This is a genomic window from Pantoea sp. K16 (genome assembly GCF_048452805.1).
Lineage (GTDB): Bacteria > Pseudomonadota > Gammaproteobacteria > Enterobacterales > Enterobacteriaceae > Pantoea > Pantoea agglomerans.
The window spans coordinates 111,706-137,613 of record NZ_JBLWNV010000010.1; the positions used below are offsets into that span (position 1 = coordinate 111,706).

Sequence of the window (25,908 nt, forward strand, 5' to 3'; positions counted from 1 at the left end):
GTTTCATCCAGCCTGATTGTTATAACGGCTTTAATAAGATGTTAAATATAATTCGCAGAGAGACCTGATAACAGATTCCGTCAGGTGTTGCCAGCGAAGTGCAAATATAGGCGCAATTTCCGGACTATGACCGGATATCAGGATTTCATTAAGGCCCGCAGACGGGTCACTGATTTCTGCACCAGGGCAATGGCGTAGTCGATCTCTTCCTCGGTAGTGAAGCGTCCCAGCGAGAAGCGCAGCGAACTGTGCGCCAGCTCTTCACTCAGGCCCAGCGCCCGCAATACATAGGAAGGCTCCAGGCTGGCGGAGGTGCAGGCCGAGCCGGAAGAGAGCGCCAGATCTTTCAGCGCCATGATCAGTGATTCACCCTCAACGTCAGCAAAACTGAGGTTAAGAATGTTCGGTGCGCTCTGCTGCAGATCGCCATTGAGGGTGACGTCGGGCAGTGTGCTGATGCCCTGCCACAGGCGATTGCGCAGAGTCTGCAGTCGCGCCATCTCGGTTTCGCGCTCTTCTGCTGCGATACGATACGCCTCGCCCATGCCGACAATCTGATGCACCGGCAATGTCCCGGATCGCATACCGCGTTCATGTCCGCCGCCGTGGATCTGCGCAGCAATCTGCACACGCGGTTTACGCCGGACATAGAGTGCGCCGATGCCTTTCGGGCCATAGAGTTTGTGGGCAGAAAAGGACATCAAATCAACCGGTAACTGGCTGAGATCGATAGGCAGCTTGCCGACGCTCTGGGTCGCATCCACATGAAACAGAATCTCACGTTCGCGGCAGAGTTCGCCAAAGGCGGCGATATCCTGAATCACTCCGGTTTCATTATTAACGTGCATCAGGGTGACTAAAATCGTGTCGTCGCGCAGCGCCGCACGCAGCTGGTCAGGCGAGATAATGCCGTTAGCCGCCGGGGTGAGATAAGTGACAGCAAAGCCTTCACGCTCAAGCTGCTGGCAGCTATCAAGCACCGCTTTATGTTCTGTCTGGCTGGTGATGATATGTTTGCCGCGCGCCTGATGGGCGTGAGCTCCACCTTTAATCGCGAGGTTATCGGATTCAGTGGCGCCAGAGGTAAAGATGATTTCACGCGGATCGGCATTGACCAGTTCGGCGATCTGATTACGCGCAACATCAACCGCTTCTTCAGACTGCCAGCCAAAACGGTGCGATCGCGAGGCCGGATTACCGAACGTGCCATCCAGCGTCAGAAACTGCATCATTTTGCTGGCCACACGCGGATCGGCCGGCGTGGTGGCGGCGTAATCCAGGTAAATCGGTAATTTCATTGCGCTACAGCTCCGTATAAAAAATCATACGTCTTTATAGCAGATTCGGCCCTGACCGCGTTAGCAGTAAGGGCCGCAACAGCGGGGATTACGAGGCGCGTTGGTTGACGTTAATTTCCTGCGTGCGCGGGCTCTGGAAGCGACGATTATCAATCGCATTCTGACGATCGGCTACATCCAGGATCTCCTGATTATTCACCAGCTCAGCCAGTGTAATATTGTTCAGGAAGTCACTGATACGCACGCTCAGATCGCGCCACAGCACGTGAGTCAGGCAACGCTCGCCGCCCTGGCAGCCTTCTTTACCCTGGCATTTGGTGGCATCAACAGACTCATCAACGGCGGTGATCACTTCACCGACAGAGATGGTATTAGACGCTTTACCCAACAGATAACCGCCGCCCGGACCACGTACGCTGGACACCAGCTCATTTTTACGCAATCGGGAGAATAACTGCTCCAGATAGGAGAGCGAAATGCCCTGACGCTCTGAAATATCAGCCAGCGGGACCGGACCTTCATGGGAGTGAAGGGCAACGTCCAGCATTGCAGTAACGGCATAACGTCCTTTGGATGTCAGTCTCATAGCGTACGACCTCAATAGCGTCCGGTTATCGGAGGATTAGCAACAGATGCTCTGAAGTCTGCCATTCCCGAGTAAATTGGTCAACTATTTAACCTGGTAAATTAGTCAGGTATTTAACCTGGTAATTCACTCAACTATTATCTGCTTCTTTTTTATCGTTTTTTCGCTTTTCAAACGACGAAAGCATGCCGCGCAGGATGTTCAGTTCGTCGCGTTCCGGGCGGGCGCGGGTGTAAAGACGACGCAGTTTGCTCATCACCTGGCCAGGATTGGCTTCACGGATAAAGCCGCTGTTCAGCATCATCTGTTCCATATGCTGATAGAAGCGCTCGAGATCATCCACCAGTGGATAAGGTGACTCTTCATACTGTGGCGGCGGGCTGGCCTGCTCCTGCGCCTGTAACCATGCCATGCGCACTTCATAGGCGATAATCTGTACGGCCATCGCCAGATTCAGCGAGCTGTATTCCGGGTTTGCCTGAATTGCGACGTGATAGTGGCACTTCTGCAACTCGTCATTGGTCAGGCCGACACGTTCACGACCAAATACCAGCGCAACCGGTGCCTGCTGGCCCTCTTCCACGCTTTTCACGCCACATTCGCGCGCATCCAGCATCGGCCAGGGCAGCGAGCGGGAACGTGCACTGGTGCCGACCACCAGACTGCATCCGGCAATTGCCTCATCCAGCGAGTCGACAATTTTGGCGTCGCCGATAACGTCGCTGGCACCGGCCGCGAGTGAGATAGCCTGTGAGTCAGGCTTGACCAGCGGATTAACCAGATAGAGGTTGGTTAAGCCCATGGTTTTCATGGCGCGCGCAACGGAGCCCATGTTACCGGTGTGAGAAGTCTCGACCAGCACGATACGAATATTTTGCAACATGATTAGGGATACTCAGAAACGGGTCAGTAAAATCAGTAGAGAGAATATTAACATAAAGCAGGACATTTACCGAACACGCTGCTATACTCCGCGCCGTTTTCCCCGTTCTTTAACATCCAGCGAGAGATACCGATGCATCCAATGCTCAACATTGCCGTGCGCGCAGCGCGCAAGGCCGGAAATTTAATTGCCAAATATTATGAAACCCCGGACGCCGTCGAAGCCAGCCAGAAAGGCAGCAACGACTTCGTAACGAATGTTGACCGCGAAGCAGAACGCCTGATTATCGAAATTATTCGTAAATCTTACCCGAAACATACCATCATCACTGAAGAAAGCGGTGAACTGGCGGGCGAAGATCAGGATGTTCAATGGGTTATCGATCCGCTGGATGGCACCTCGAACTTCATCAAACGTTTACCCCACTTTGCTGTTTCTATCGCTGTGCGCATTAAAGGCCGCACCGAAGTCGCCGTCGTTTACGATCCAATGCGCAATGAACTCTTCACCTCTTCACGCGGTCAGGGCGCTCAGCTGAATGGCTATCGCCTGCGTGGCAGCACGGCCCGCGATCTGGATGGCACCGTTCTGGCGACCGGCTTCCCGTTCAAAATGAAGCAGCACGCGCCGGCTTACATGAATATCATGACCAAACTCTTTACCCAGTGTGCTGACTTCCGCCGCACCGGTTCTGCTGCGCTGGATCTGGCCTATGTGGCTGCCGGTCGCGTAGATGGCTATTTTGAGATTGGCCTGAAGCCGTGGGATTTTGCGGCGGGGGAACTGCTGGTCCGTGAAGCGGGCGGTCTGGTGACCGACTTCACCGGCAACCACGGCTATCTGCTGTCAGGTAACCTGGTCGCGGGTAACCCACGTGTGGTGAAATCGATGCTGTCGAACATGCGTGATGAGCTGAGCGAAGCGTTAAAACGCTAAGTCTCAGTACAGAAAAAGGCGGCTTCTCAGCCGCCTTTTTTATTGCCTGTTACTCAGTGATGATTAACGACGTTCGTGTGACAGCACCTGACGAGGCTGAGTACGGCGACCTACCATACCCATCACGCCTGCCAGCACCGCTTCGATGATCAGCAGAATCAGGGCATACCAGCTCGCTTTCGCAGTCGCGGCAGCGGCTTTTTCACCGGCTTCACGCGCTTTCTGTTCAGCCTGCTGTTTCAGTTCCTGATACTTCTGAACGGCCTGCTGATAGCTCTGTTCAGTTTTGGCCACGATCTGATCCACTTCCTGATCGCTTTTGCCGGTGCGCGCTTTGATAATATTTTTCAGCGCATCACGATCGGCTGCCTGCAGGGTATCGGAATGACGATCCATCACCCCTTTTAACCAGTTAGCCAGATCAGTATCCGCTGTCTGTGGATGGTTTGCGGTGTTGTTAGCCTGATTTTCAGCATTCTGCGCTTCTTTATTTGCATCCTGCTTTAAGTTCTCTGGCTGTAATTCCGGTTTCCCGGTCTGGCGTAAAGTCGTTTCCAGTTCGTTCTGCAGGTTATCTAAATTAATATTACTCTCCTGCAATTTGTCTTTTGCCATTTTGGTAACGGATGGCGCAGCGGCGGAAATACCACTACCCAGCGCCTGGAAGCCTGAGCCCACAATATTCATCGCGCCGCCTAATACACTGGTCGCCAGCGCAATAGCCAGGTAAATAGTGAAAATTGTGCTAAGGCCAAACATCAGTAAACCGTGCAGTGCGCCTTCGCGCTGAGCCAGTCGGCCTGCAACATAACTACCTGCAGCCATCGCGACCAGCATTTCAATGGCAGTCCAGACCAGCGCACCTGTGCCCAGGCCGTCGAGTGGATTCTGTTCTTTCATCGGATCAATGGTTGTTGCACCAATGGCGGTTCCCAGCAGCGTCAGAATAATGTGAACGATCAACGCACAAATGACACCGGCAAAGACGGCGCTCCAGGAAATACGTTTTAACGGCAATCCAGCAGGCCCGGTCGCCAGCGTTTCGGTGTAGCCATTATTAATACGGGTATCAGCCATGAAATATACTCCTCGCAATAAACAGAAAGCGGTCTTGATCTTTTATCATCCCGACGGCGGAATGCCGTTTTGGTATTATCAGCGTAGACAGGGAATAGTCATTTCACCACTAAACCAGCCAGAGAAAAAAATAAAGAGATGAATTCAGAGATAATTAACGAAGAGAAGAGCGCAGCGGCAATTTTATTTCCGCTGCGCTTTTATTCAGAAAGGTCGAATTCCGCCACCCAGCGTCATCTGCGCTGACTGCCATAGCGCGATACCCGCTACGATTAAAATCAGGCTGCCGGTTAAGGCCAGCGCGGGGATCAGCAGTCGCGTCATGCCTGCGGTAACGCCAGGCTGTGCCAGCCGTTGTGCCACCGTGCGCGCCTGCTGAACCAGCAGGCCAATCGCCGAAATGGTCAGTGCCGTGCCCAGCGCCATCACCGCAGCAGAGATCACCCCCCAGCCATAGACACCAATCACTTTGGCAAACAGCAGCATCATAATCGCGCCGGAACAGGGACGTAATCCCATCGACACCACCACCAGCAGCTGGGTTTTCACGCTGAGATTGCCGCTCATCTGCTGCGGTGTCGGAAGATGTGCGTGTCCGCATCCGCACTGATCGTCATGCTGATGGTGAGGTTTGAAGGTGCGAAATACCGGGGCCGGACGCGGACGCAATGTCCGCCACAACGAACGCAGCGCCCGATAACCGATCATCACGCCCAGCCCGATCACCAACAGATAACTGCCCTTCTCCAGCCAGAAACTGCTGAGATGCAGCTGTCGCGATGACGTTTTCAGCAGCACCAGCATCACCGTCACCAGGGCAATCGCCACCGAACCCTGCAGCAGTGAGGCGAGCAGCGTCAGCCTGATACTGGTTTTCACTCTGGTGGGATGGGTCGCCAGAAAGGTCGCGATCACCACTTTGCCATGGCCCGGTCCCAGCGCGTGCAGTACGCCATACAGCAGGCTGAATATCACCAGCGAAATGCCTGCCTGGTGGGGCTGCTCCGCAACCTGCTGTAGCAGCTGAGTCATCTGCCGATGCAGATCTTTCTGCCACAGTACGCTCTGCATCAGAATCTGCGACCAGTAGAGCCAGACCAGCAACGCGCTGCTCAGCAGCACGCCCGCCATCAGCCACAGCGGCCAGAGGCGGGAAGCCCGTAACGGTGGGGAGATTACTGACATGTCAGTATCACCGTCTGGGCAAACTGGCGGCCTAAATCCATCTCCTCTGCAGGCGCGTCGGCTTTATCCAGCGACAGCGCATACTGCTTCAGTGAATCATTGGGCTTTGGCGTGTTCAGCGCGAACTTGCAGCGCGCCTGCAGCGCCGTCGGCAGCGTTAACGCACCAGGATTGTCATAGAACATATCGACGAAATAGGTGGGATCAAAAGTCAGGATCTCAAAGCGCTGCCCGGTCAGCTTCGGGGGTTCCGCCAGCGGCAGAATAAATTCCAGCACCGCTTTATGGCCGTTACGTGACAGGTTGTATTCGGTTGGCAGATTCAAAAACTTTACCCGCTGTTGGTTGTGCCAGATTTCAGAAAAGTAGTGCTGGCCCAGCACGTTCGCCATCACGCCTGCCGCCAGCTTCTTCCACACCACGCTGCCTGGTTTCGCCTCGCCCGCGTCGTAAAGCAGATCGGCGGAGGTAATCTCATCCATGGTCCAGGTCATCTTTAATCCGGTAAAGGTGTCATCCTGCGCCACCAGTTCGGTTTTCATATCGATGAAGCTGTGAGGATGTGCCATTACAACCGGACTTAAGGCCATCAAGAGGGCAAAGAGTGTGCGTTTCATAATGTTATAAAGTAACATTCCCGATGAAAAGAATCTATAAGTAACAAAATTTTGTGACCCGCCTTAAACCTCCGGCAAATAAACCGCGTAAACCGCGCAGGCGCTGACGGGGTTGACTATTCTTAGCTCAAAATAGCCTGCTGGAAACCTGATTGATGAGTTCTGCTACCCCTTTGGCACCACTCTTCACCCGCTCACAGCGTCAGTGCCATCTTTTATTGCTGCTGTTTCTGCCGACACCCGTGCTTACGCTTGAAAAAGTCTGCCAGCTGAATGGCGTCGATCCTGCCGTTGCCCGACAGGATATCGCGGATGTGGGCCTTGAGATACAGCGATATCACCAGCTGGAATTGCATCAGATGGTGGATGGCAGCTTTCGTCTTCATGGCACAGAGTTGGATCGGCGCCTCTGTCTGCTGCACAACCTGCGACGCAGTTTGCGTTTATCGCAGGATTTCGTCTGCGATCATTTTGCAGCCCCCCTGCGTCAGCGCCTGAAGGTGATGAAGATTGAGAAGGCGCTGTGGGATGAGACCAATTTACAGGCGCTGATCCAGCACTGTAGCCTGCGTCTGAAGCGCGATTTCAGCGAACGCGACCGGCTTTTTCTGCAGATTTTCATGAAGTATGGATTGTGCCAGCGCCAGCCGGTGCTGTTCAGTGAGGCGCAGTGTCACTGGCTGCAGCAGAAGGCTGAGCGGCAGGCCGCCGAGGATGTGATTCACCACTGGCGCAAACGCTGCCACCTTGCGCCGCCCGTCAGTGAAACCGACTTCTGGACACTGCTGTTCAGCCAGATACATACGCCTGTCGTGGATGCGATTGCGCATCCTGCTGAGCAGCAGTTAATGGCTGCGACGCAGCAGTTGATTAATGACTTTGAACGGTGTGCCGACATTACTTTTGCTGATCGCGACGAGCTGCTTAACCAGCTCTATCCTCATCTGGCGCAGGCGCTGGATCGCACCCACTTCACTATCGGCATCGACAACAGCGTGGCGCTGGATGTCAGCCGCCTCTATCCCCGCCTGTTGCGTACCACTCAGCAGGCGCTGCATGCGTTTGAGCAGCAATACGGGATTGCGTTCAGCCCGGAAGAGGTGAGCTTAATTACCGTTATTTTTGGTGCCTGGCTGATGCAGGAGAATGCGTTGCAGGAGAAGCAGGTGCTGATTCTGACGGGTGACGATACCGATCTGGAGCAGGATGTGGAGCAGCAGATCCGGGAGATCACGCTGCTGCCGATCAATATTACCTATCAGGACGTGAAACAGTTTCAGCGGGATGGCGCACCGCGGGATGTGGACATCATCATTTCGCCCTACCCCACCTCGCTGCCACTCTTCTCTCCGCCGCTGGTGCATGCGGAACTGCCGCTGACGTTACACCATCAGCAGCGGATTCGTTATTTACTGGAGTCGTAGCCGGGACGCAGAAACAGCGCGGGCAGCGCCACCAGCGCCATCACCCAGAACAGATGCCCCTGCAGATGAGCGAACAGCACGCCGCAGATCATGGTCATTATCGCAATGCCACCCCCCATCGCCAACGCGGAATAGAGCGACTGCAGACGGATCACTTCCGCTCCCTGACGCGCCGCAATAAAACGCATCGCCGCCAGATGACAGACGGTGAAGCTGCCACAGTGGAGGATTTGCGCCACAATCAGCAGCGGCAGCGCGGTAGTGGCGCCCATCAGACTCCAGCGGATCAACGCACAAATGCCCGAAAGCAGCAGCAGATCGCGCGCGCTCCAGCGGCGGAACAACCGGTTGCTCAGGGCAAACACGACGATTTCGGCCACCACGCCCAGCGACCAGAGATAACCCACCGTGGAGGCGGAATAGCCACTCTCCTGCCACCAGATAGCACTGAAGCCGTAATAGGCGGCGTGCGCACCCTGCAGCAGTGTTACGCAGAGCATAAATCGCCATACCGCATTCTCACGCAGCAATTCACGCCACACCTGCCAGCCGCCGCCCGCCGCGCCCTGCCGTTCATTACCCTGTGGCTGGGTGGCGGGTGACAGCATCATGCCTGCCAGCATAGAGATGACGCCGACGGAAAGCAGCAGCAGAATGGCGTTTGAAGAGTAAGCACTGACCAGCACGCCGGTTAACGCCGAGCTGATTACAAAGGCCAGCGAACCCCACAGCCTGACCGGCCCATACGCCAGCCCTATCTGCTGTGTCCAGGTGGCGGCCAGCGCATCGCTGAGCGGGACCAGCGGCGAGAAAAAGAGGTTAAAGCCGATCATGACCGTCAGCAGCCACATCCACTGCTCACCCACCCAGAAACCGGCAGCGAACAGGCAGGTCATCAGCGCCAGCAGACGCAGCGCCGTAATCAACCGTGAAGGATTTTTGACCTGAGAAGCGATAAGCAGACTGCCGACAAAGCGTGCCACCATGCCACAGCCGAGCAGCAGGCCAATCTTTTCAGCATCAAGACCGGTGCCTTTCAGCCACACGCCCCAGAATGGCAGATAGATGCCGTAACAGAAGAAGTAAGTGAAGTAGCCCAATCCGAGCCATCTGGCGGAGCCGATTGCCATATTCCCTCCAGCAAGAGTGCTGCCTGGCAGCATGAGTGGGCGCTACTCTGGCAGAGCGCCGCAGGACAGGCAATAAAAAAGGATGGCTGATGCCATCCTTTGTATGCTGTCTCACAACAGGTTAACGATTAAGCGTAGACCGGCAGACGGCTGCAGATTTCCAGCACTTTCTTTTTGGTGCGCTCAATGGTCGCTTCGTCATTGACGTTATCCAGCACATCCGCGATCCAGCCAGCCAGTTCACGCACGTCCGCTTCATTGAAGCCACGACGGGTAACAGCTGGCGTACCGATACGGATACCAGAAGTCACAAACGGGCTTTTCGGATCGTTAGGCACGCTGTTTTTGTTAACCGTGATGTTGGCACGGCCCAATGCCGCATCCGCTTCTTTACCGGTCAGGTTTTTGCTCACCAGATCGATCAAGAATAGATGGTTATACGTTCCGCCAGAAACGATGTCATAGCCACGCTCAATCAGCACCTCAACCATCGCTTTGGCATTTTTTGCCACCTGCTGCTGGTAGGTTTTGAACTCCGGCTCCATCGCCTCTTTGAACGCAACCGCTTTACCAGCGATAACGTGCATCAGAGGACCGCCCTGACCGCCAGGGAAGACAGCAGAGTTCAGTTTCTTATAGAAATCTTCGTCGCCGTTTTTCGCCAGAATGATACCACCGCGCGGACCCGCCAGCGTTTTGTGAGTGGTAGAGGTCACGATGTGCGCATGCGGGATCGGACTTGGATAAACGTCTGCAGCAATCAGGCCGGCAACGTGTGCCATGTCCACAAACAGCCATGCACCTACGCTATCCGCGATTTCGCGCATTTTCGCCCAGTCGCAAACGCCGGAGTAAGCTGAGAATCCGCCAACGATCATTTTTGGCTTGTGGGTTTTCGCCAGTTCAGCCAGTTCGTCGTAGTCAATTTTACCGGTCTCATCGATACCGTAAGCCACAACATTATAGAGTTTGCCCGACAGGTTAACCGGTGAGCCGTGAGTCAGGTGTCCACCGTGCGCCAGGTTCATCCCCAGAATAGTATCGCCCGGCTGCAGCAGCGCGGTGTAAACCGCAAAGTTAGCCTGTGAACCTGAGTGTGGCTGCACGTTAGCGTAATCGGCACCAAACAGTTCTTTTGCGCGATCGATCGCCAGTTGCTCAACGATATCAACGTACTCACAGCCGCCGTAGTAGCGTTTGCCCGGATAGCCTTCAGCGTATTTATTGGTGAGCTGAGAACCTTGTGCCTGCATAACACGCGGGCTGGTGTAGTTTTCAGAAGCAATCAGTTCAATGTGCTCTTCCTGACGCACTGTCTCCTGCTCCATCGCCTGCCACAACTCGGCATCGTAATCGGCAATGTTCATATCACGCTTTAACATCCGGATCTCCTGACTCAGCTAACTTTCTGACGGTATTTACCCCCCTTCAGGGGCGAAGGCCCACAGTGTAAACCGTTTTAACAGGTGAAGGTAGGGTGAACCTCCTCTTTTTACGCAAACGATTGGCTGGCTACTGGCAGGGCTTTTTTACACCTTTTCACCCTGTTCAGACGCCACAATTTTTCTTCAGGATGTGACGGCGGTTTCTCAGGATGCACCAAAAAGTTGCCACTTTGACAACCGGGAAATTTATCGGGTTATTTACACCACAGGCGAGACGGCTATAAGATGCATTTAAAATACATCTTTAAATGAGAGGCCGTTTTTATGCTTGATGCACACACTATCGCCACGGTTAAATCGACCCTGCCTGCCATCGCCGCCTGTGGTCCTGCGCTTACCGCACACTTCTATGACCGCATGCTGTCGCACCATCCGGAACTCAAAAATGTTTTCAATATGAACAACCAGCGCAATGGCGATCAGCGTGAAGCGCTGTTCAACGCCATTTGCGCCTATGGCGCGAATCTGGAGAACCTGGCCGTGCTGCTGCCTGCGGTGGAAAAAATTGCGCAGAAACATACCAGCCTGAATATTCAGCCTGCGCAATACGCCATCGTCGGTGAAAATCTGCTGGCAACCATTAAAGAGCTGCTGAATCCGGGTGAAGAGGCGCTGGCAGCCTGGGGCCGGGCCTATGGCGTACTGGCGGATGTGTTCATTAATCGCGAAGAGGAAATTTATCAGGCGACGGAGCAGCAAACCGGTGGCTGGCGCGGCACTCGTGCGTTTCGCATCAGTGCTATTGAGCAGCAGAGCGAGGTGATTAAAAGCTTTACCTTCAGTCCGGTCAATGGCGGCCCGGTGGCGGCCTTTAAACCGGGTCAGTATCTGACGGTGCATCTGCAGCCCGCCAGTTTCGAACATCACCAGATTCGTCAGTACTCGCTTACTCACCTTAGTAATGGCAAAGATTACCGGATTGCGGTGAAACGTGAAGCGCAGGGCACCGTCTCCGGCTGGCTGCATCAGAATGGCAAAGTGGGTGATGAGCTGATGCTGGCCGCACCGCATGGCGACTTCTTCCTTGAGGTCGATGCTGCAACCCCGGTGGCGCTGATATCCGCGGGCGTGGGTCAGACGCCGATGCTGGCCATGCTGCATGCACTGGCGGCCCGCCAGCACCGCGCGCCGGTCAGCTGGCTGCACGCAGCAGAGAACGGCAAACAGCATGCATTTGGCCCGGAAGTGATAGCAACGGGCGCTCAGCTCACCGATTTCATCAGTCAGGTCTGGTATCGCGATCCCGCCGCTGAAGATGCCGGTCGCTATGACGCGCAGGGTCTGATGGATATCACCGCGATCTCCGCACGTCTCGCCTCACCCGACACCCACTTCTACCTCTGCGGTCCGCTGCCCTTTATGCAGCATGTGGTGGCGCAACTGCGTGATGCCAGCGTGGCAGATACACGCATTCATTACGAACTTTTTGGACCGCACAAAGGGATGTAATTGAGCAATAAAAAAAGCCCGCAGCGCGGGCTTCTTTATGCTGATAAAGAGCTGATAAAGATATAATCAGATCGCCTCTTCATCCTCTTCGCCAGTTCGGATGCGCACCACGCGCGCCACGTCGAAGACAAAGATTTTACCGTCACCGATTTTGCCGGTCTGCGCAGTACGCATAATGGTCTCGACGCAGGTATCAACGATATCGTCGCCCACCACCATCTCGATTTTCACTTTAGGTAAAAAGTCGACCATATACTCTGCGCCGCGGTAAAGCTCGGTGTGCCCTTTCTGGCGGCCAAAACCTTTTACTTCACTCACGGTCATCCCGGTGATGCCGACTTCCGCTAAGGCTTCACGGACATCATCGAGTTTGAATGGTTTGATAATCGCATCAATCTTTTTCATGTCAGACCCTTTTTCACTCCCTCCATGGTCAGAGGGTTTATCAAGTATAAATGTTGCTGGCGCTGTCGGGCGGTAATATCCGGGATTCTTCAGGTTGCCGCAAGCGCTGCCAGATTATGCTGACCGCACCCATTCTGATTCGGGCCTGAGCAGGCAACCTGCCGGTATCACTCCGCAGCCTCCGCTACTCTTTGAAATCACTGGCATCCAGCTCATGACGAGACAGCAGCTTATAGAACTCCGTGCGGTTGCGTCCAGCCAGACGTGCGGCATTGGTTACATTGCCTTTGGTCATCTGCAACAGCTTACGCAGATAGTTCAGCTCAAACTGATTGCGCGCCTCAGCAAAGGTCGGCAAAGCGCTGTTCTCACCGCTTAACGCCTGCTCCACCAGCGCATCGCTGATCACCGGCGATGAACTCAGCGCCACACACTGCTCAATCACGTTAACCAGCTGACGCACGTTGCCCGGCCAGCTGGCCGCCATCAACCGCTTCATCGCATCAACGGAAAAACTGCGGATCTGCGGTTTATGCCGTTCCGCCGCCTGACGCAGCAGATGATTAGCCAGCAGCGGAATATCTTCAGTGCGCTGATGCAGCGCCGGAATCTTCAGGTTCACCACATTAAGACGATAGAAGAGATCCTCGCGAAACTCCTTTTTCTCCATCGCCTTCGGCAGATCGCGATGCGTGGCTGAAATAATGCGCACGTCAATCTCAATATCATGATCGCTGCCCAGCGGCCTGACCTTACGCTCCTGCAACACCCGCAGCAACTTAACCTGTAGCGGTTGCGGCATATCGCCAATCTCATCCAGGAACAGCGTCCCGCCACCTGCAGTTTTAAACAGACCATCACGGGCACTGACTGCGCCGGTAAAGGCCCCTTTGGCATGCCCGAACAGCTCTGACTCCAGTAACTGCTCCGGCAGTGCGCCGCAGTTAATGGCGACAAAGGGCTTGCCGTTTCGCGGGCTGGCGGCGTGAATCGCCTGAGCCAGCATCTCTTTACCGGTACCGCTCTGCCCGTTAATCAGCACGCTGACGTCCGACTGCGCCACCATGTGCGCCTGCTCCAGCAGCCGCAACATCAGCGGGCTGCGGGTGACGATCGCTTCCCGCCAGCGGTCATCGCTGACCGGCGCCTGCTGAGCCAGTGCTTCATCAATCGCTTTGTAAAGCGCATCTTTATCCACCGGCTTGGTCAGGAAGCTGAAGACGCCCTGCTGCGTGGCGGAAACCGCGTCCGGGATTGAGCCGTGCGCCGTCAGGATAATCACTGGCAGACCGGTGTGGCGTTTCTGGATCTCGCCAAACAGCGCCAGACCATCCATCTCATCCATCCGCAGATCGCTGATCACCAGCTCGATTTTTTCTTTCTGCAGCAGACGCAACGCTTCGGGTCCGCTGGCCGCGGTGGTGACCTGATAACCTTCGCTGCGAAGACGCATGCCCAGCAGCTTCAGCAGGCTGGGATCGTCATCCACCAGCAGCAGTTTTGCCGCTTGTCTGACCATTATTGCTCCTCATCCTGCGGCAGCGCAGTGCCGTGGCCGCTGTCAGACACATCCGGGGCTTTCCGCGATGAAAGCTGGCGCTCAATGTCAGTAAGCCGCTCCAGCTTATGCTGCGTGTCGCTGAGCTGCTGCTGTTGTTTAACCATCTGCTGGCGTATCGCCTCGAGCTGGGTATCGCTGCTCTGTTGCAGATGAACATAACGGGTGCGCGCTTCACTCAGGTCGAGCTGCGCGGCCTGATTACTGCGCCACAACTGGAGCAGCGGACGCACAGACTGGGGGAAATCGCTGCTGTAGCGATCCAGGGTTTCAACATAGCGACGACGCTCCACTGGCGTCACGTTGCCGTTCGACATCAGCACGCCCTGCTTGAAGGCGCGCGAGCAGCTCTCAACCGGCCAGCGGTGAGCTTCGGCTCGGGCCTCGGCGGGGGAAAGGCGTTCAGCACAATCGATCGCCCGCATCCAGTAGAGGGGATTACTCAGTGCCGCACTATTCTCTATCGTCCACAGGTCACTGCAGCGGGTCGCCAGGTAATCAGCCACGCTGACCTCGGGTTCCGCTACCTGATGGCCTGACGGCAGGGATGAGGTGGCCGGGGAGGTCGTACATCCGCTGAGCAGCAGCGTGGTCAGTGTGCTCAGCAGCAAAGCGGGTAAATATTTCATCAGTCAGACATTCCCGGCTGTGGTGTTCAGTTCAATTCGAAAACAGACGTCAGCCTGCTCGCAGGAGACCAGCGTCAGGTCGCCATGCATCCGGCGCAGGCAATCTTTGGCAATACTCAATCCCAGCCCGCTGCCTTTTACCGGCCCTTTGCGCTGCTGGCTACCCTGGAAAAAAGGTTCGAAAATCATTGCCTGCTCTTCCGGCGGGATCGGCGTACCGCTGTTCGCGACATCAATCCAGACCCGATCGCCCTGCTGCTGACTGCGCAGCCAGATGGTACCGGATTCGCTGCCGTAGTTCACGGCGTTCGAATAGAGATTATCGATGACCCGCATCAGTAACATCGGTTCGGCAAGGCAGTGACTGACCTCCAGATCGACAACCGTCTGCATGAGTTTGGCGCGCGCCGAGAGTGCGTGTGCATTCACTACCCCCTCCACAATTTCCGCCACGCTGACCGGTTCCAGCTGGATCGGGCCATCTGCCAGTTTACGGTTGTAATCAAGCAGCTGTTCAATCAGCCGCTGCAGATGACGGCTGCTGCCGTCGAGGATAGTGACCACCTCTTTTTGATCGGCGTTCAGCGACCCGGCTACCTCGTCCGCCAGCAGTTCGGTGCCTTCACGCAGGCTGGCCAGCGGCGTTTTCAGTTCGTGAGAAAGATGGCGCAGGAATTCATGGCGCTGCGATTCCAGCCACTGAAGCCGTTCGCTGAGCCAGACGATGCGCTGTCCCAGCGAGCGTAACTCGCGCGGGCCGCGAAATGTCACGCTGTTACCCAGTTCCCGGCCTTCGCCAAGCCGGTTGATCATCCGCTCAATACGCTTGACCGGCCCGATAATCATGCCGGTAAACAGCGTCATCAACGCCAGACTGATGATAAACAGAATCAGCGCCTGCCAGCCAAAAAACTGGCCGCGATCGGCAATTTCGCGCTGCAGCTGAAGGCCGCGCGAAAACACCACTTCGCGCGTGTCCTGCACCATCTGCGCATTGGTGGCAGAAAAACGATCCAGCGCCTCTGCGGCAGGTGTAACCGGATTGCCGTTATCGCACTTTAACGGTGTCAGCAGCGGCAACGTCGCCTGTAAAGTCTGGAATGCGGGCAGCTCGGGCAGGCTGGCGCTGTGCGAACTCAGCATCTGGCTGTAGCGGGTGTGCTGGGTCTGATAAAGGCGCGCCAGCGAGGCATCATCCAGCACGCAGTACTGGCGATAGCTGCGCTCCAGCTCAACCGCCGTTCGCGCCATTGCCTCACTTCTGCGAACGTCGGTGAAGGTATTGCGGTTGGTATCCGCCGCCTGTTCACTTAATGCAGAGAGACTTTCCCACGCCTGCCAGGCCAGCACCAGCAACGGCAGCAGCACCAGTACAAATGCCATCAGCACCAGCTGACGCAGAGAACGGGGAAATAAACGCCATTTTTTCACGCAGCCGCTTCCTTAAGATTTGCTGTCTGGATGCTAACGGACTCTGTCAGCGGAAGAAAGGTGTCGGCGGAAGAAAGGGGAACAAAAGAAAACGGCAGGCTCAATGGCCTGCCGCTGGCACGACGCGTGATGCATCGCGTAAAAATGGGTGGAGCCTTACTCAACGTTACGTCCGGTGTTTGATAACGCAAGCGATTATCGGTCAGTTGGACGGCAGGCTCCGTTTGGTGCGTCATTCGGGCTTTATGAGCTCTTATCCGCTAAGCGGGGCAATCATAAACAGGTGAATGAGCAGCTGCATGAGTATAGCAAGTTCCATGCCAGAAAATAAATCATTATATTTTTCAGCAGATTGAATAAGCTTACCGGACAACTGCTGCGCAAAATCTGATTACAGTAAGGGAAAACTGTCTCCGCTGAGCGACATGAAATCGCGCCGGATGTGCGTTCATTAAAAATCAACGAGATAGATGTCGCCAAAAAGAGACAGTGCGACATGCTCATTGTCGCCGTTTGCCAACAAAGCCACAAAAAAGAGCAGGAGGCACACTGGCCTCCTGCTCTTTTCAGCGGATTACATTAACCCAGCTGTTTACGCGCATTGCGGAAAATACGCATCCACGGGCTGTCTTCGCCCCACTCTGCCGGATGCCAGGAGTTGCTGACGGTGCGGAACACCCGCTCCGGATGCGGCATCATGATAGTGACGCGACCACTTTCATTAGTCACGGCAGTGATGCCGTTTGGTGAGCCATTCGGGTTAGCCGGATAGGTTTCTGTTACCTTGCCGAAGTTATCGACAAAGCGCAGTGCCACCAGCCCTTTCGACTCCAGCGCCGCCAGATGCGAAGCATCACGCACTTCAACAAAGCCTTCACCGTGCGAAACGGCGATAGGCATATGCGAACCGGCCATGCCGTCCAGCAACAGCGAGGGACTGGCGGCCACTTCTACCAGACTGAAGCGCGCTTCAAAGCGCTCAGACTGGTTGCGCACAAAGCGCGGCCAGAGATCGCTGCCTGGGATCAGTTCACGCAGATTAGACATCATCTGGCAGCCGTTGCAGACGCCCAGCGCCAGAGTTTGCGGACGATGGAAGAAGGTTTCGAACTCGTCACGCACGCGCGGATTAAACAGAATCGATTTCGCCCAGCCCTCACCGGCACCCAGCACATCGCCGTAGGAGAAGCCGCCACAGGCGACCAGCGCCTGGAACTCTTCCAGGCCGCGACGTCCGGCCAGCAGATCGCTCATGTGAACGTCAATGGCGGTGAAACCTGCCCGATCAAAGGCGGCGGCCATCTCTACATGGGAGTTCACGCCCTGCTCACGCAGCACCGCGACCCTTGGACGTGCGCCAGTGGCGATCATCGGGGCAGCAACATCTTCCTGCGGATTAAAGGTCAGATTAACGTTCAGGCCAGGATCGCTGTCGTTTTTCTTCGCTTCATGTTCCTGATCGGCACACGCCGGGTTGTCGCGCAGACGCTGCATCTGCCAGGTGGTTTCCGCCCACCAGGTACGCAACGTATTGCGGCTTTCACTGTAGACCGCACTGTCACCAGAACGGATCACAAAGCGATCGCCCGGCTGCGCGCTGCCCAGCAGATGCGTCGAGTCGGCAAGGCCGTGATCCGCCAGGATCTGCTCAACCACGGCGCGATCGGCGGCGTTGATCTGAATCACCGCGCCCAGCTCCTCGGTAAACAGGGCGGCCAGCGCATCGTTACCCAGCGAGGCGATGTCAACGTCGATGCCGCAGTGACCGGCAAACGCCATCTCGGCCAGCGTCACCAGCAGACCACCGTCGGAACGATCGTGGTAAGCCAGCAGTTTCTGCTCAGCCACCAGCGCCTGGATGGCATTGAAGAAGCCTGCCAGCTGAGCGGCATCGCGCACGTCGGCAGGTTTGTCGCCAAGCTGACGATAAACCTGTGACAGCGCCGTTGCGCCCAGCGTATTCGCGCCGTTGCCCAGATCGATCAGCAGCAGCAGGTTATCCTGATCGGCCTGCAGCTGTGGCGTGACGGTGCGACGGACATCTTCGACGCGGGCAAAAGCGGTAATCACCAGCGACAGCGGTGAGGTCATTTCGCGCTGTTCGCTGCCTTCCTGCCAGCGTGTTTTCATCGACATCGAATCTTTACCGACCGGGATGGTGATCCCCAGCGCTGGGCAAAGCTCCTCGCCGACTGCCTTCACCGCCGCATATAAACCGGCATCTTCACCCGGATGACCGGCTGCGGACATCCAGTTTGCGGAAAGCTTCACACGCTTCAGCGAACCAATATGGGTTGCCGCCAGGTTGGTCAGTGCTTCACCGACGGCCAGACGACCCGAGGCCGCGAAGTCCAGCAGCGCAACCGGTGAACGTTCGCCCAGGGCAAACGCTTCGCCGTGATAGCTGTCGAGGCTGGCGGTTGTCACCGCACAGTTGGCAACCGGGATCTGCCACGGTCCCACCATCTGGTCGCGCGCAACCATGCCGGTCACGCTGCGGTCACCGATGGTGATCAGGAAGGTTTTTTCCGCCACGGCAGGCAGATGCAGCACGCGGTTCACCGCATCGACCAGCGTAATGCCGTCACGCTGCAGGGCAGTACCCTGTGTCTGCTGCGTCACCACATCCCGCGTCATCTTCGGCGTTTTGCCCAGCAGGACATCAAGTGGCATATCGATCGGCTTATTACCGAAATGACTATCTTCCAGGCTCAGGTGCAGCTCTTCGGTGGCTTCACCAATGACCGCGAACGGTGCGCGTTCACGCTGGCAAATTGCCTCAAACTGCGCCAGCTGATCGGGTGCCACTGCCATCACATAACGTTCCTGTGATTCGTTACACCAGACCTCCAGCGGACTCATGCCTGGCTCATCACTCAGGATGTCACGCAGGTTAAACCGGCCGCCACGACCGCCATCGCTGACCAGCTCCGGCATCGCATTGGAGAGGCCGCCAGCGCCCACGTCGTGGATAAACAGAATCGGGTTCTCATCACCCAGTTGCCAGCAGCGGTCGATCACTTCCTGACAACGGCGCTCCATCTCCGGGTTATCACGCTGTACCGAGGCAAAGTCGAGATCGGCATCAGACTGACCCGAGGCCATCGATGACGCCGCGCCGCCGCCCAGGCCGATATTCATTGCCGGACCGCCCAGCACCACCAGCTTCGCGCCTACGGTGATTTCACCTTTCTGCACGTGATCGGCACGGATATTCCCGATGCCGCCCGCCAGCATAATCGGCTTATGGTAGCCACGCAGCTCAGTGCCGTTGTGGCTGGTGACCTGCTCTTCATAGGTACGGAAGTAACCATTCAGAGCCGGACGACCAAATTCATTGTTAAATGCAGCACCGCCCAGCGGGCCATCGGTCATGATTTCCAGCGCGCTGACGATGCGGGCCGGTTTGCCGAAGTCCTCTTCCCACGGCTGTTCAAAGCCAGGGATACGCAGGTTCGATACAGAGAAACCGACGAGGCCCGCTTTTGGCTTCGAACCCCTTCCGGTTGCGCCTTCATCACGGATTTCACCACCGGAACCGGTCGCAGCACCAGGCCACGGCGAGATGGCCGTTGGGTGGTTATGGGTTTCCACCTTCATCAGGATGTGTGCGGCTTCCTGATGCCAGCGGTATTCGCTCTCTCCGGCGTCAGCAAAGAAGCGGCCAACCTCTGAGCCTTCCATCACGGCGGCGTTATCTTTGTAAGCAGAGAGCACGAAGTCCGGCGTCTGCTCCATGGTGTTTTTGATCATCTTAAACAGCGACTTTGGCTGTTTCTCGCCGTCGATAATCCAGTCGGCGTTGAAGATCTTGTGACGACAGTGCTCAGAGTTCGCCTGCGCAAACATATAGAGTTCAATGTCGTTGGGATTGCGGCCCAATGCGGTAAACGCCGCCACCAGATAGTCGATTTCATCGTCAGCCAGCGCCAGACCCAGTGAGATATTCGCCTGAACCAGCGCCTGACGGCCCTCCCCCAGCAGATCGACACTTTTCACCGGCTGTGGCGTGTGATGCGCGAACAGCTGTTCAGCCTGCGCCAGATCGCCGAAGACCGTTTCCATCATCCGATCGTGCAGCAGTGTGCCCAGCGTTTGCCACTGCGCTTCCGTCAGTTGTGGGGCATGCACATAAAAGGCCAGGCCGCGCTCCAGGCGACGTACCTGCGGCAGGCCGCAGTTGTGGGCAATGTCAGTGGCTTTGGATGACCAGGGCGAAATGGTGCCGGGACGAGGCGTCACCAGCAGCAGACGACCCTGTGGGGCATGTTCAGCGAGAGAGGGACCATATTTCAGCAGGCGCTGCAGACGGCTCTGTTCGTCAGCGCTTAAGGGCGTGCTGACATCAGCAAAATGGATGTACTCAGCGTAAATATCACTCACCGGCAGATGAGCGTCCTGAAAGCGGGTCAGCAGTTTGTTTACACGAAATGCCGACAGGGCGGGCGAACCACGCAGAATTTCCATTAATAAATCTCTCGTCAGGGCGCCGGGCGACGCTTCATTGGGCGCAACAGGGAAAACGGGGCGTATTATAGAGAAAGCGACCTCGCGACGAAACCGTTTGCGCACAATTTTTGGCGACCCGGATTTGCCTGAATTTTGCGCAAAAGCTGCTATAAAAGTTGCTCAGCGTGATTTTGTTGCGCAAAATGCCCCTCGCTCTGGGAGTTCAAAGAAGACAAATACTGCCTTTAAAAGACAGAGGCCTTAGAGCCAGCGAGAGATAACTATTTGAAACGCCTAAAATTTAATTATCTGTTTATCGGTCTGGTTGCCGTGCTGTTAGCGTTGGCGCTATGGCCATCCATTCCCTGGTATGGGGGTGGGCAGGACCAGATTTCACAGATTAAATCACGGGGAGTACTGCGTGTCAGTACCATCAATTCCCCGTTGACTTACTACACAGTGAACCAATCTCCGGCCGGTATGGATTATGAGCTGGCAAAACGCTTCGCCGATTATCTGGGCGTCAAACTCAAGGTGACAGTACGTCCCAACCTGAGCGATCTGTTTGACGATTTAGATGATGGCAAAGCCGATTTGCTGGCCGCGGGTCTGAACTACAACAGCGAACGCCTGACCCGCTATCAGACCGGGCCAGGCTACTACAACGTTTCGCAGCAGCTGGTCTATCGCGTGGATAAGCCGCGCCCTAAAAACCTCGGTGACTTAAAGGGGCGGCTGACTGTTGCGTCAGGATCGGCGTATCTGTCAACGCTGAAGAGCGCGCGGTCAAATCAGTACCCCGATCTGGACTGGGCGATCTCCACCGATCAAAGTCCTAAAGCCCTGCTGGAAGCGGTGGCAGACGGCAAGCTCGACTATACGATTGGCGACTCCGTGACCATCGCTCTGCTGCAGCGCATCTATCCGCAGCTGGCGGTGGCGTTTGACGTCACTGATGAAGAGCCGGTCACCTGGTATGTGCGGCATAGCGATGACGACAGCCTGAATGCCGCGATGCTCGACTTCTTTAACGGTATGGGTGAAGAAGGGGCGATGGCGCGGCTGGAGGAGAAATATCTCGGCCACGTCGGCACCTTTGATTATGTCGATACCCGCACTTTCCTGCGCGCCATCGACAACACGCTGCCTGACATCAAACCGCTGTTTGAGAAGTACGCCACCAGCATTGACTGGCGACTGCTGGCGGCAATCTCCTATCAGGAGTCGCACTGGAACCCGCAGGCCACCTCCCCTACCGGCGTGCGCGGCATGATGATGCTGACCCGTAACACCGCTGAGAGCCTGGATGTGGGCGACCGGACCGATCCCGAACAGAGCATTCGCGGCGGCAGTCAGTATCTGCAGGATATGATGGCGAAGGTGCCGCAGACCATCCCGGAAGATGAGCGCATCTGGTTTGCGCTGGCGGCCTATAACATGGGCTATGCCCATATGCTGGATGTCCGTAAACTCACTGCCCGCCAGGGGGGTAATCCGGATAGCTGGGCGGATGTGAAGCTGCGTCTGCCCATGCTGAGTCAGAAGCGTTACTACACCCAGACGGCTTATGGCTATGCCCGTGGGCATGAAGCCTATAACTATGTGGAGAACATCCGCAAATATCAGTTAAGCCTGGTGGGTTATCTGCAGGAGCAGGAAAAGCGCCTGGCGCAGCAGGCTGAAGCACAAGAAGCACAGGCCGAACTGGCCAAAGGCTATCCGGCGGTCGAACCGAAGATCGCCATGAACTAATCCTGGCGTTGCGCCTGCCGCAGCGCTTTTTTCTGCTCGCGACGCATACGGAAGAAGTCGCTCAGCATAGCGGCACACTCTTCAGCCAGCACGCCGCTCTGTAATTCAACCTGATGATTCATGCCGGGGTGTCCCAGCACATCGAGCAGCGATCCTGCCGCCCCACTTTTGATGTCGTGCGCACCGTAGACCAGCCGGCTGATGCGGCTGTGAACCATAGCGCCGGCGCACATCACGCACGGCTCCAGCGTCACGTAGAGCGTGGTGTCCAGCAGACGATAATTTTCCAGTACTTTACCGCCCTGCCGCAACGCCATAATCTCCGCATGCGCCGTCGGATCGTGCTGGCCGATGGGCCGGTTCCAGCCTTCACCGATAACCCGGTCATTCTGAACCAGCACCGCACCCACCGGCACTTCGCCCTGCTCCCACGCCCGGCGCGCCAGGTCAAGCGCATGGCGCATCCAGTATTCATCTTGTTGTTTCATGCTGACCACTCCGGGCGACAGAAAAGCGGCGCATTATAGCGGTCTCACCGATCCTTTAGAAACTTATTCCAGCTGTTGCAGCTCACCTGCGGGTGTTACGCGCCAGCGATGCTGACAGAAAAACAGCAGCGGGTTGTCCTGTTTGCTGTCGCTATAACCGCTGTAGAGCTGTAGCGGCGTGCCGATTTTCTCTTCCAGCTGTGCCACTTTCTCATGGCCGAGGCAGCGCATTGCCAGTACCCGCCCGCCCCAGCCGCGCTGCATCTGACTGGCAATCAGCTTCACGCGTGGCAGAAACGCGGAGTCGTAATAGACCTGCTCCACCAGAGACTGTGGCGATCCGGTGATGAGCCAGACGTCAGCATCATCACTGCCGAGATAATCGGTCAGGCGCTGCTGAACCACCGGAAAGGCTTTGACGCGCAGGCGGAACCACTGCGCAAATTCGGCTTCGAGTTGCAGCAGCGTCCGCTCAGAACGGCCAAAAGTAATAGACCAGAGCAGCAGGCTCATGGGCCAGCGTGCCGCCCGGCCTTTAAACAGCAAGCCGATACCCACTACCGGCAATAACGGCACCACCAGCAGCAGATTAAGCGGTCGGCGACGCAGCAGATAGCGCATAAAAGTGCCGAACATGTCCTGCTGGTGCAAAGTGCCATCCAGGTCAAAAAATACGACGCGACGTTGTGTTCCCCTGGTCAAACAACTCTCCTTCAGGCTGATTCTGGAATGATAAAGAGTAGTGTAGCCATCATCAGGCGCTACGGCGATGACTGTCATTTTTAATTCCGATGACTACAATGCCTGATGAATAGTTTATTCTTCACAGATTATCCCTGAATTACGAGGATTGGGCATGAGTTCATTGCTGCGCATTCGCCAGCTTTATCCACGTCTGGCATTGAACGAGCGTCGGCTGGCTGATTTTCTACTGTCGCAACCCGATCGGGCGCGCCACCTGAGTTCGCAAAAGCTGGCGGAAGAGTCTGGCGTCAGCCAGTCGAGCGTGGTGAAGTTTGCTCAGAAACTGGGATACAAAGGTTTTCCAGCGCTTAAGCTGGCCCTGAGTGAGTCACTGGCGGACAAAGATGCCATTACCGTGCATAACCATATCCTCAGCGACGATCCCCTTAAAATGGTGGGTGAGAAGCTGCTGACGGAGAAACTCTCGGCAATCCGCGCCACGCTGGATATCAACAGCGAAGAGAAGCTCAACGATGTGTTGCAGCTGCTGAAAAATGCCCGGCGTATTTTACTGGTGGGCATCGGCGCTTCGGGTCTGGTGGCGAAGGACTTCTCCTGGAAGCTGATGAAGATTGGCATCAATGCGGTGGCAGAGCAGGATATGCACGCCCTGCTGGCCAGCGTGCAGGCGATGGGGCCAGGCGATGTGCTGCTCGCCATCTCTTACACCGGTGAACGGCGGGAGATCAATCTCGCCGCGCAGGAGGCGGTTCAGGTAGGCGCCGATGTGGTGGCGTTTACCGGCTTTACGCCGAATACGCTGCAACAGAGCGCCAGTTACTGTCTCTATACGGTGGCGGAGGAGCAGAGTACCCGCAGCGCGGCCATCTCCTCGACCACGGCGCAGCTGGCCCTGACCGATCTGCTGTTTATGGCACTGGTGCAAAACGATCCGGAACGCGCGTCCAGTCATATTCGCCACAGCGAAGCGCTGGTGAAAAAGCTGGTCTGATCAGCGGCAGCGCGTATAATACCCGCGCTTTTTCTGTTGTTATCAGGTGGGTAAAATGGCGCTGTTGATTACGTCCAGATGCATTAACTGCGATATGTGTGAACCGGAGTGCCCGAACCAGGCCATTTCACTGGGCGATGCGATCTATGAGATTGATGTCAGCCGCTGCACGGAATGCGTCGGGCACTATGAGACGCCAACCTGTCAGCAGGTATGCCCCATCGACAACACCATCATCATTGACCCACAGCACACCGAATCACGTGATGCGCTGTGGGAGAAGTTCGTGCTGCTGCACGGCTAGCTTTCAATGATCACCGTGGCGCAGGCGTAGTGACGCTCATCGGCCAGCGTCACGTGAACGTGTTTAACGCCCAGCCTCTCTGCCACTTCAGCGGCATGCTGAAAGAAGCGTAATCCCGGTTTTCCCAGCGCATCGTTGTAAACTTCAAACTGATTAAACGCCAGACCACCGCGAATACCGGTGCCAAAGGCTTTTGCCGCCGCCTCTTTTACCGCAAAGCGTTTAGAGAGAAAGCGCACCGGCTGCTTGTGCGCCTGATATTGCTGCCATTCGGCTTCGCTCAGCACCCGCCGCGCCAGCCGGTCGCCGGAGCGCTCAATCACCCCGGCGATGCGTTCAATCTCAACGATGTCCGTACCCAGTCCCAGAATAGCCATCAGCGACGGGCTTCACGCAGCAGCTGCTTCATCTCTTTCACCGCATCCGGCAGGCCACTCATCACCGCGCGGCCAATAATCGCATGGCCGATATTCAGCTCATGCATTTCCGGCAGCGCCGCAATCGGCAGCACGTTGTGATAGGTCAGACCGTGACCGGCATTGACCTTCAGTCCCAGGCTGGCGGCAAAGGTTGCGGCGTGGCGGATACGCGCCAGCTCAGCGTCACGCGCCAGTCCCTCTGGTGCTTCGGCGTAAGCGCCGGTATGAATTTCGATGTAAGGCGCGCCGCTGGCCACGGCCGCTTCAATCTGACGGTGATCGGCATCGATAAACAGCGAAACCAGAATGCCCGCGTCACTCAGCAGTCGTACGGCCGCGTTCATCTTCTCCTGCTGTCCCGCCACATCCAGCCCGCCTTCAGTGGTCACTTCCTGACGCTTTTCCGGCACCAGGCAGCAGAAATGGGGCTGGATATCACAGGCGATGCCGATCATCTCATCGGTGACCGCCATCTCCAGATTCATCCGCGTCTGGATGGTGTCACGCAGGATACGCACGTCGCGGTCAGTGATGTGACGGCGATCTTCGCGCAGGTGCACGGTAATGCCGTCTGCGCCCGCCTGCTCGGCGATAAACGCCGCCTGCACCGGATCGGGATAGTTTGTCCCACGGGCGTTACGCACCGTGGCAATGTGATCGATATTGACGCCTAACAGCAACTCAGCCATGACCGTCCTCACTTGTTTTTCATCGTGATGTTGAGTGTACCGCGCAAAGTGAAACAGG

At 56.3% G+C, this 25,908-nt stretch carries 23 protein-coding genes; 6 read left to right on the plus strand and 17 right to left on the minus strand.

Annotated elements, in window-relative coordinates:
• Positions 1-137: 137 nt before the first annotated feature.
• The 3 genes from ACK13D_RS14480 to trmJ all read right to left on the minus strand — a co-directional run bounded on the left by ACK13D_RS14480 (position 138) and on the right by trmJ (position 2,767).
• On the minus strand, positions 138-1,298 hold the full coding sequence (locus ACK13D_RS14480; protein ID WP_418796704.1) for an IscS subfamily cysteine desulfurase: 1,161 nt from the start codon (positions 1,296-1,298) through the stop codon (positions 138-140).
• A gap of 88 nt (positions 1,299-1,386) precedes the next feature.
• Positions 1,387-1,884: a Fe-S cluster assembly transcriptional regulator IscR gene (gene iscR, locus ACK13D_RS14485; RefSeq protein ID WP_010257591.1), complete on the minus strand. Its 498-nt coding sequence runs from the start codon at positions 1,882-1,884 to the stop codon at positions 1,387-1,389.
• Positions 1,885-2,014: 130 nt separating this feature from the next.
• Positions 2,015-2,767 (minus strand): tRNA (cytosine(32)/uridine(32)-2'-O)-methyltransferase TrmJ, encoded by a 753-nt coding sequence (trmJ, locus tag ACK13D_RS14490; RefSeq protein ID WP_010257594.1) that lies wholly within the window; start codon positions 2,765-2,767, stop codon positions 2,015-2,017.
• Positions 2,768-2,899: 132 nt separating this feature from the next.
• Between trmJ and suhB the strand changes: the two genes are divergently transcribed.
• Complete coding sequence (gene suhB, locus ACK13D_RS14495; protein ID WP_008926709.1) at positions 2,900-3,703, plus strand: inositol-1-monophosphatase; 804 nt, start codon at positions 2,900-2,902, stop codon at positions 3,701-3,703.
• Positions 3,704-3,766: 63 nt separating this feature from the next.
• Here suhB and ACK13D_RS14500 read toward each other — a convergent pair whose 3' ends face one another.
• The 3 genes from ACK13D_RS14500 to ACK13D_RS14510 all read right to left on the minus strand — a co-directional run bounded on the left by ACK13D_RS14500 (position 3,767) and on the right by ACK13D_RS14510 (position 6,582).
• Positions 3,767-4,780 (minus strand): TIGR04086 family membrane protein, encoded by a 1,014-nt coding sequence (locus ACK13D_RS14500; RefSeq protein WP_418796707.1) that lies wholly within the window; start codon positions 4,778-4,780, stop codon positions 3,767-3,769.
• A 204-nt stretch (positions 4,781-4,984) separates the two neighbouring features.
• Positions 4,985-5,965 (minus strand): nickel/cobalt transporter, encoded by a 981-nt coding sequence (locus ACK13D_RS14505; RefSeq protein WP_061703693.1) that lies wholly within the window; start codon positions 5,963-5,965, stop codon positions 4,985-4,987.
• The gene (locus tag ACK13D_RS14510; protein WP_179257487.1) at positions 5,956-6,582 is read right to left on the minus strand and encodes a DUF1007 family protein; all 627 of its coding nucleotides are present in this window, start codon (positions 6,580-6,582) and stop codon (positions 5,956-5,958) included. Before ACK13D_RS14510 ends, ACK13D_RS14505 begins: the two co-directional genes overlap by 10 nt.
• A gap of 155 nt (positions 6,583-6,737) precedes the next feature.
• Here ACK13D_RS14510 and csiE point away from each other — a divergent pair, with 155 nt between their 5' ends.
• Entirely contained in the window at positions 6,738-8,006 is a 1,269-nt protein-coding gene (csiE, locus tag ACK13D_RS14515) for a stationary phase inducible protein CsiE (RefSeq protein ID WP_045139747.1), read from the plus strand.
• Here the strand turns inward: csiE and ACK13D_RS14520 are convergent.
• On the minus strand, positions 7,988-9,136 hold the full coding sequence (locus ACK13D_RS14520; protein ID WP_033772425.1) for a 3-phenylpropionate MFS transporter: 1,149 nt from the start codon (positions 9,134-9,136) through the stop codon (positions 7,988-7,990). The two genes, csiE and ACK13D_RS14520, sit on opposite strands and share 19 nt — an antisense overlap.
• A 128-nt stretch (positions 9,137-9,264) precedes the next feature.
• Entirely contained in the window at positions 9,265-10,518 is a 1,254-nt protein-coding gene (glyA, locus tag ACK13D_RS14525; RefSeq protein WP_010257616.1) for a serine hydroxymethyltransferase, read from the minus strand.
• Between the two features lie 327 nt (positions 10,519-10,845).
• On the opposite strand from glyA, the gene hmpA reads away from it, so the two are divergent.
• Complete coding sequence (gene hmpA / locus ACK13D_RS14530) at positions 10,846-12,030, plus strand: NO-inducible flavohemoprotein (RefSeq protein ID WP_052271652.1); 1,185 nt, start codon at positions 10,846-10,848, stop codon at positions 12,028-12,030.
• A 66-nt stretch (positions 12,031-12,096) separates the two neighbouring features.
• Here hmpA and glnB read toward each other — a convergent pair whose 3' ends face one another.
• The 5 genes from glnB to purL all read right to left on the minus strand — a co-directional run bounded on the left by glnB (position 12,097) and on the right by purL (position 20,520).
• On the minus strand, positions 12,097-12,435 hold the full coding sequence (gene glnB / locus ACK13D_RS14535; protein ID WP_003848647.1) for a nitrogen regulatory protein P-II: 339 nt from the start codon (positions 12,433-12,435) through the stop codon (positions 12,097-12,099).
• 184 nt (positions 12,436-12,619) lie between these two features.
• The gene (gene glrR / locus ACK13D_RS14540) at positions 12,620-13,954 is read right to left on the minus strand and encodes a two-component system response regulator GlrR (protein ID WP_010257627.1); all 1,335 of its coding nucleotides are present in this window, start codon (positions 13,952-13,954) and stop codon (positions 12,620-12,622) included.
• Complete coding sequence (qseG, locus tag ACK13D_RS14545) at positions 13,954-14,622, minus strand: two-component system QseEF-associated lipoprotein QseG (protein ID WP_418796711.1); 669 nt, start codon at positions 14,620-14,622, stop codon at positions 13,954-13,956. Before qseG ends, glrR begins: the two co-directional genes overlap by 1 nt.
• Before the next feature lie 3 nt (positions 14,623-14,625).
• Positions 14,626-16,053, minus strand: a complete 1,428-nt coding sequence (locus ACK13D_RS14550) for a sensor histidine kinase (protein WP_010257633.1) — start codon at positions 16,051-16,053, stop codon at positions 14,626-14,628.
• Between the two features lie 579 nt (positions 16,054-16,632).
• Positions 16,633-20,520, minus strand: a complete 3,888-nt coding sequence (gene purL / locus ACK13D_RS14555; RefSeq protein ID WP_418796713.1) for a phosphoribosylformylglycinamidine synthase — start codon at positions 20,518-20,520, stop codon at positions 16,633-16,635.
• A gap of 267 nt (positions 20,521-20,787) precedes the next feature.
• Between purL and mltF the strand changes: the two genes are divergently transcribed.
• Positions 20,788-22,254, plus strand: a complete 1,467-nt coding sequence (gene mltF / locus ACK13D_RS14560; protein WP_010257637.1) for a membrane-bound lytic murein transglycosylase MltF — start codon at positions 20,788-20,790, stop codon at positions 22,252-22,254.
• Here mltF and tadA read toward each other — a convergent pair.
• On the minus strand, positions 22,251-22,742 hold the full coding sequence (gene tadA / locus ACK13D_RS14565; protein ID WP_010671307.1) for a tRNA adenosine(34) deaminase TadA: 492 nt from the start codon (positions 22,740-22,742) through the stop codon (positions 22,251-22,253). The genes mltF and tadA overlap by 4 nt on opposite strands.
• Before the next feature lie 63 nt (positions 22,743-22,805).
• On the minus strand, positions 22,806-23,444 hold the full coding sequence (gene yfhb / locus ACK13D_RS14570; protein WP_010257641.1) for a phosphatidylglycerophosphatase C: 639 nt from the start codon (positions 23,442-23,444) through the stop codon (positions 22,806-22,808).
• A gap of 154 nt (positions 23,445-23,598) precedes the next feature.
• Between yfhb and ACK13D_RS14575 the strand changes: the two genes are divergently transcribed.
• On the plus strand, positions 23,599-24,438 hold the full coding sequence (locus tag ACK13D_RS14575; protein WP_010257643.1) for a MurR/RpiR family transcriptional regulator: 840 nt from the start codon (positions 23,599-23,601) through the stop codon (positions 24,436-24,438).
• A 55-nt stretch (positions 24,439-24,493) separates the two neighbouring features.
• Positions 24,494-24,742 (plus strand): YfhL family 4Fe-4S dicluster ferredoxin, encoded by a 249-nt coding sequence (locus ACK13D_RS14580; protein WP_010671305.1) that lies wholly within the window; start codon positions 24,494-24,496, stop codon positions 24,740-24,742.
• On the opposite strand, the gene acpS is transcribed toward ACK13D_RS14580, so the two are convergent.
• Together acpS and pdxJ are read right to left on the minus strand one after the other, a co-directional pair.
• A complete protein-coding gene (acpS, locus tag ACK13D_RS14585) occupies positions 24,739-25,119 on the minus strand; it encodes a holo-ACP synthase (RefSeq protein WP_010257645.1) in 381 nt (126 codons plus the stop codon). The two genes, ACK13D_RS14580 and acpS, sit on opposite strands and share 4 nt — an antisense overlap.
• A complete protein-coding gene (pdxJ, locus tag ACK13D_RS14590; RefSeq protein ID WP_010257647.1) occupies positions 25,119-25,850 on the minus strand; it encodes a pyridoxine 5'-phosphate synthase in 732 nt (243 codons plus the stop codon). Before pdxJ ends, acpS begins: the two co-directional genes overlap by 1 nt.
• Positions 25,851-25,908: the final 58 nt, after the last annotated feature.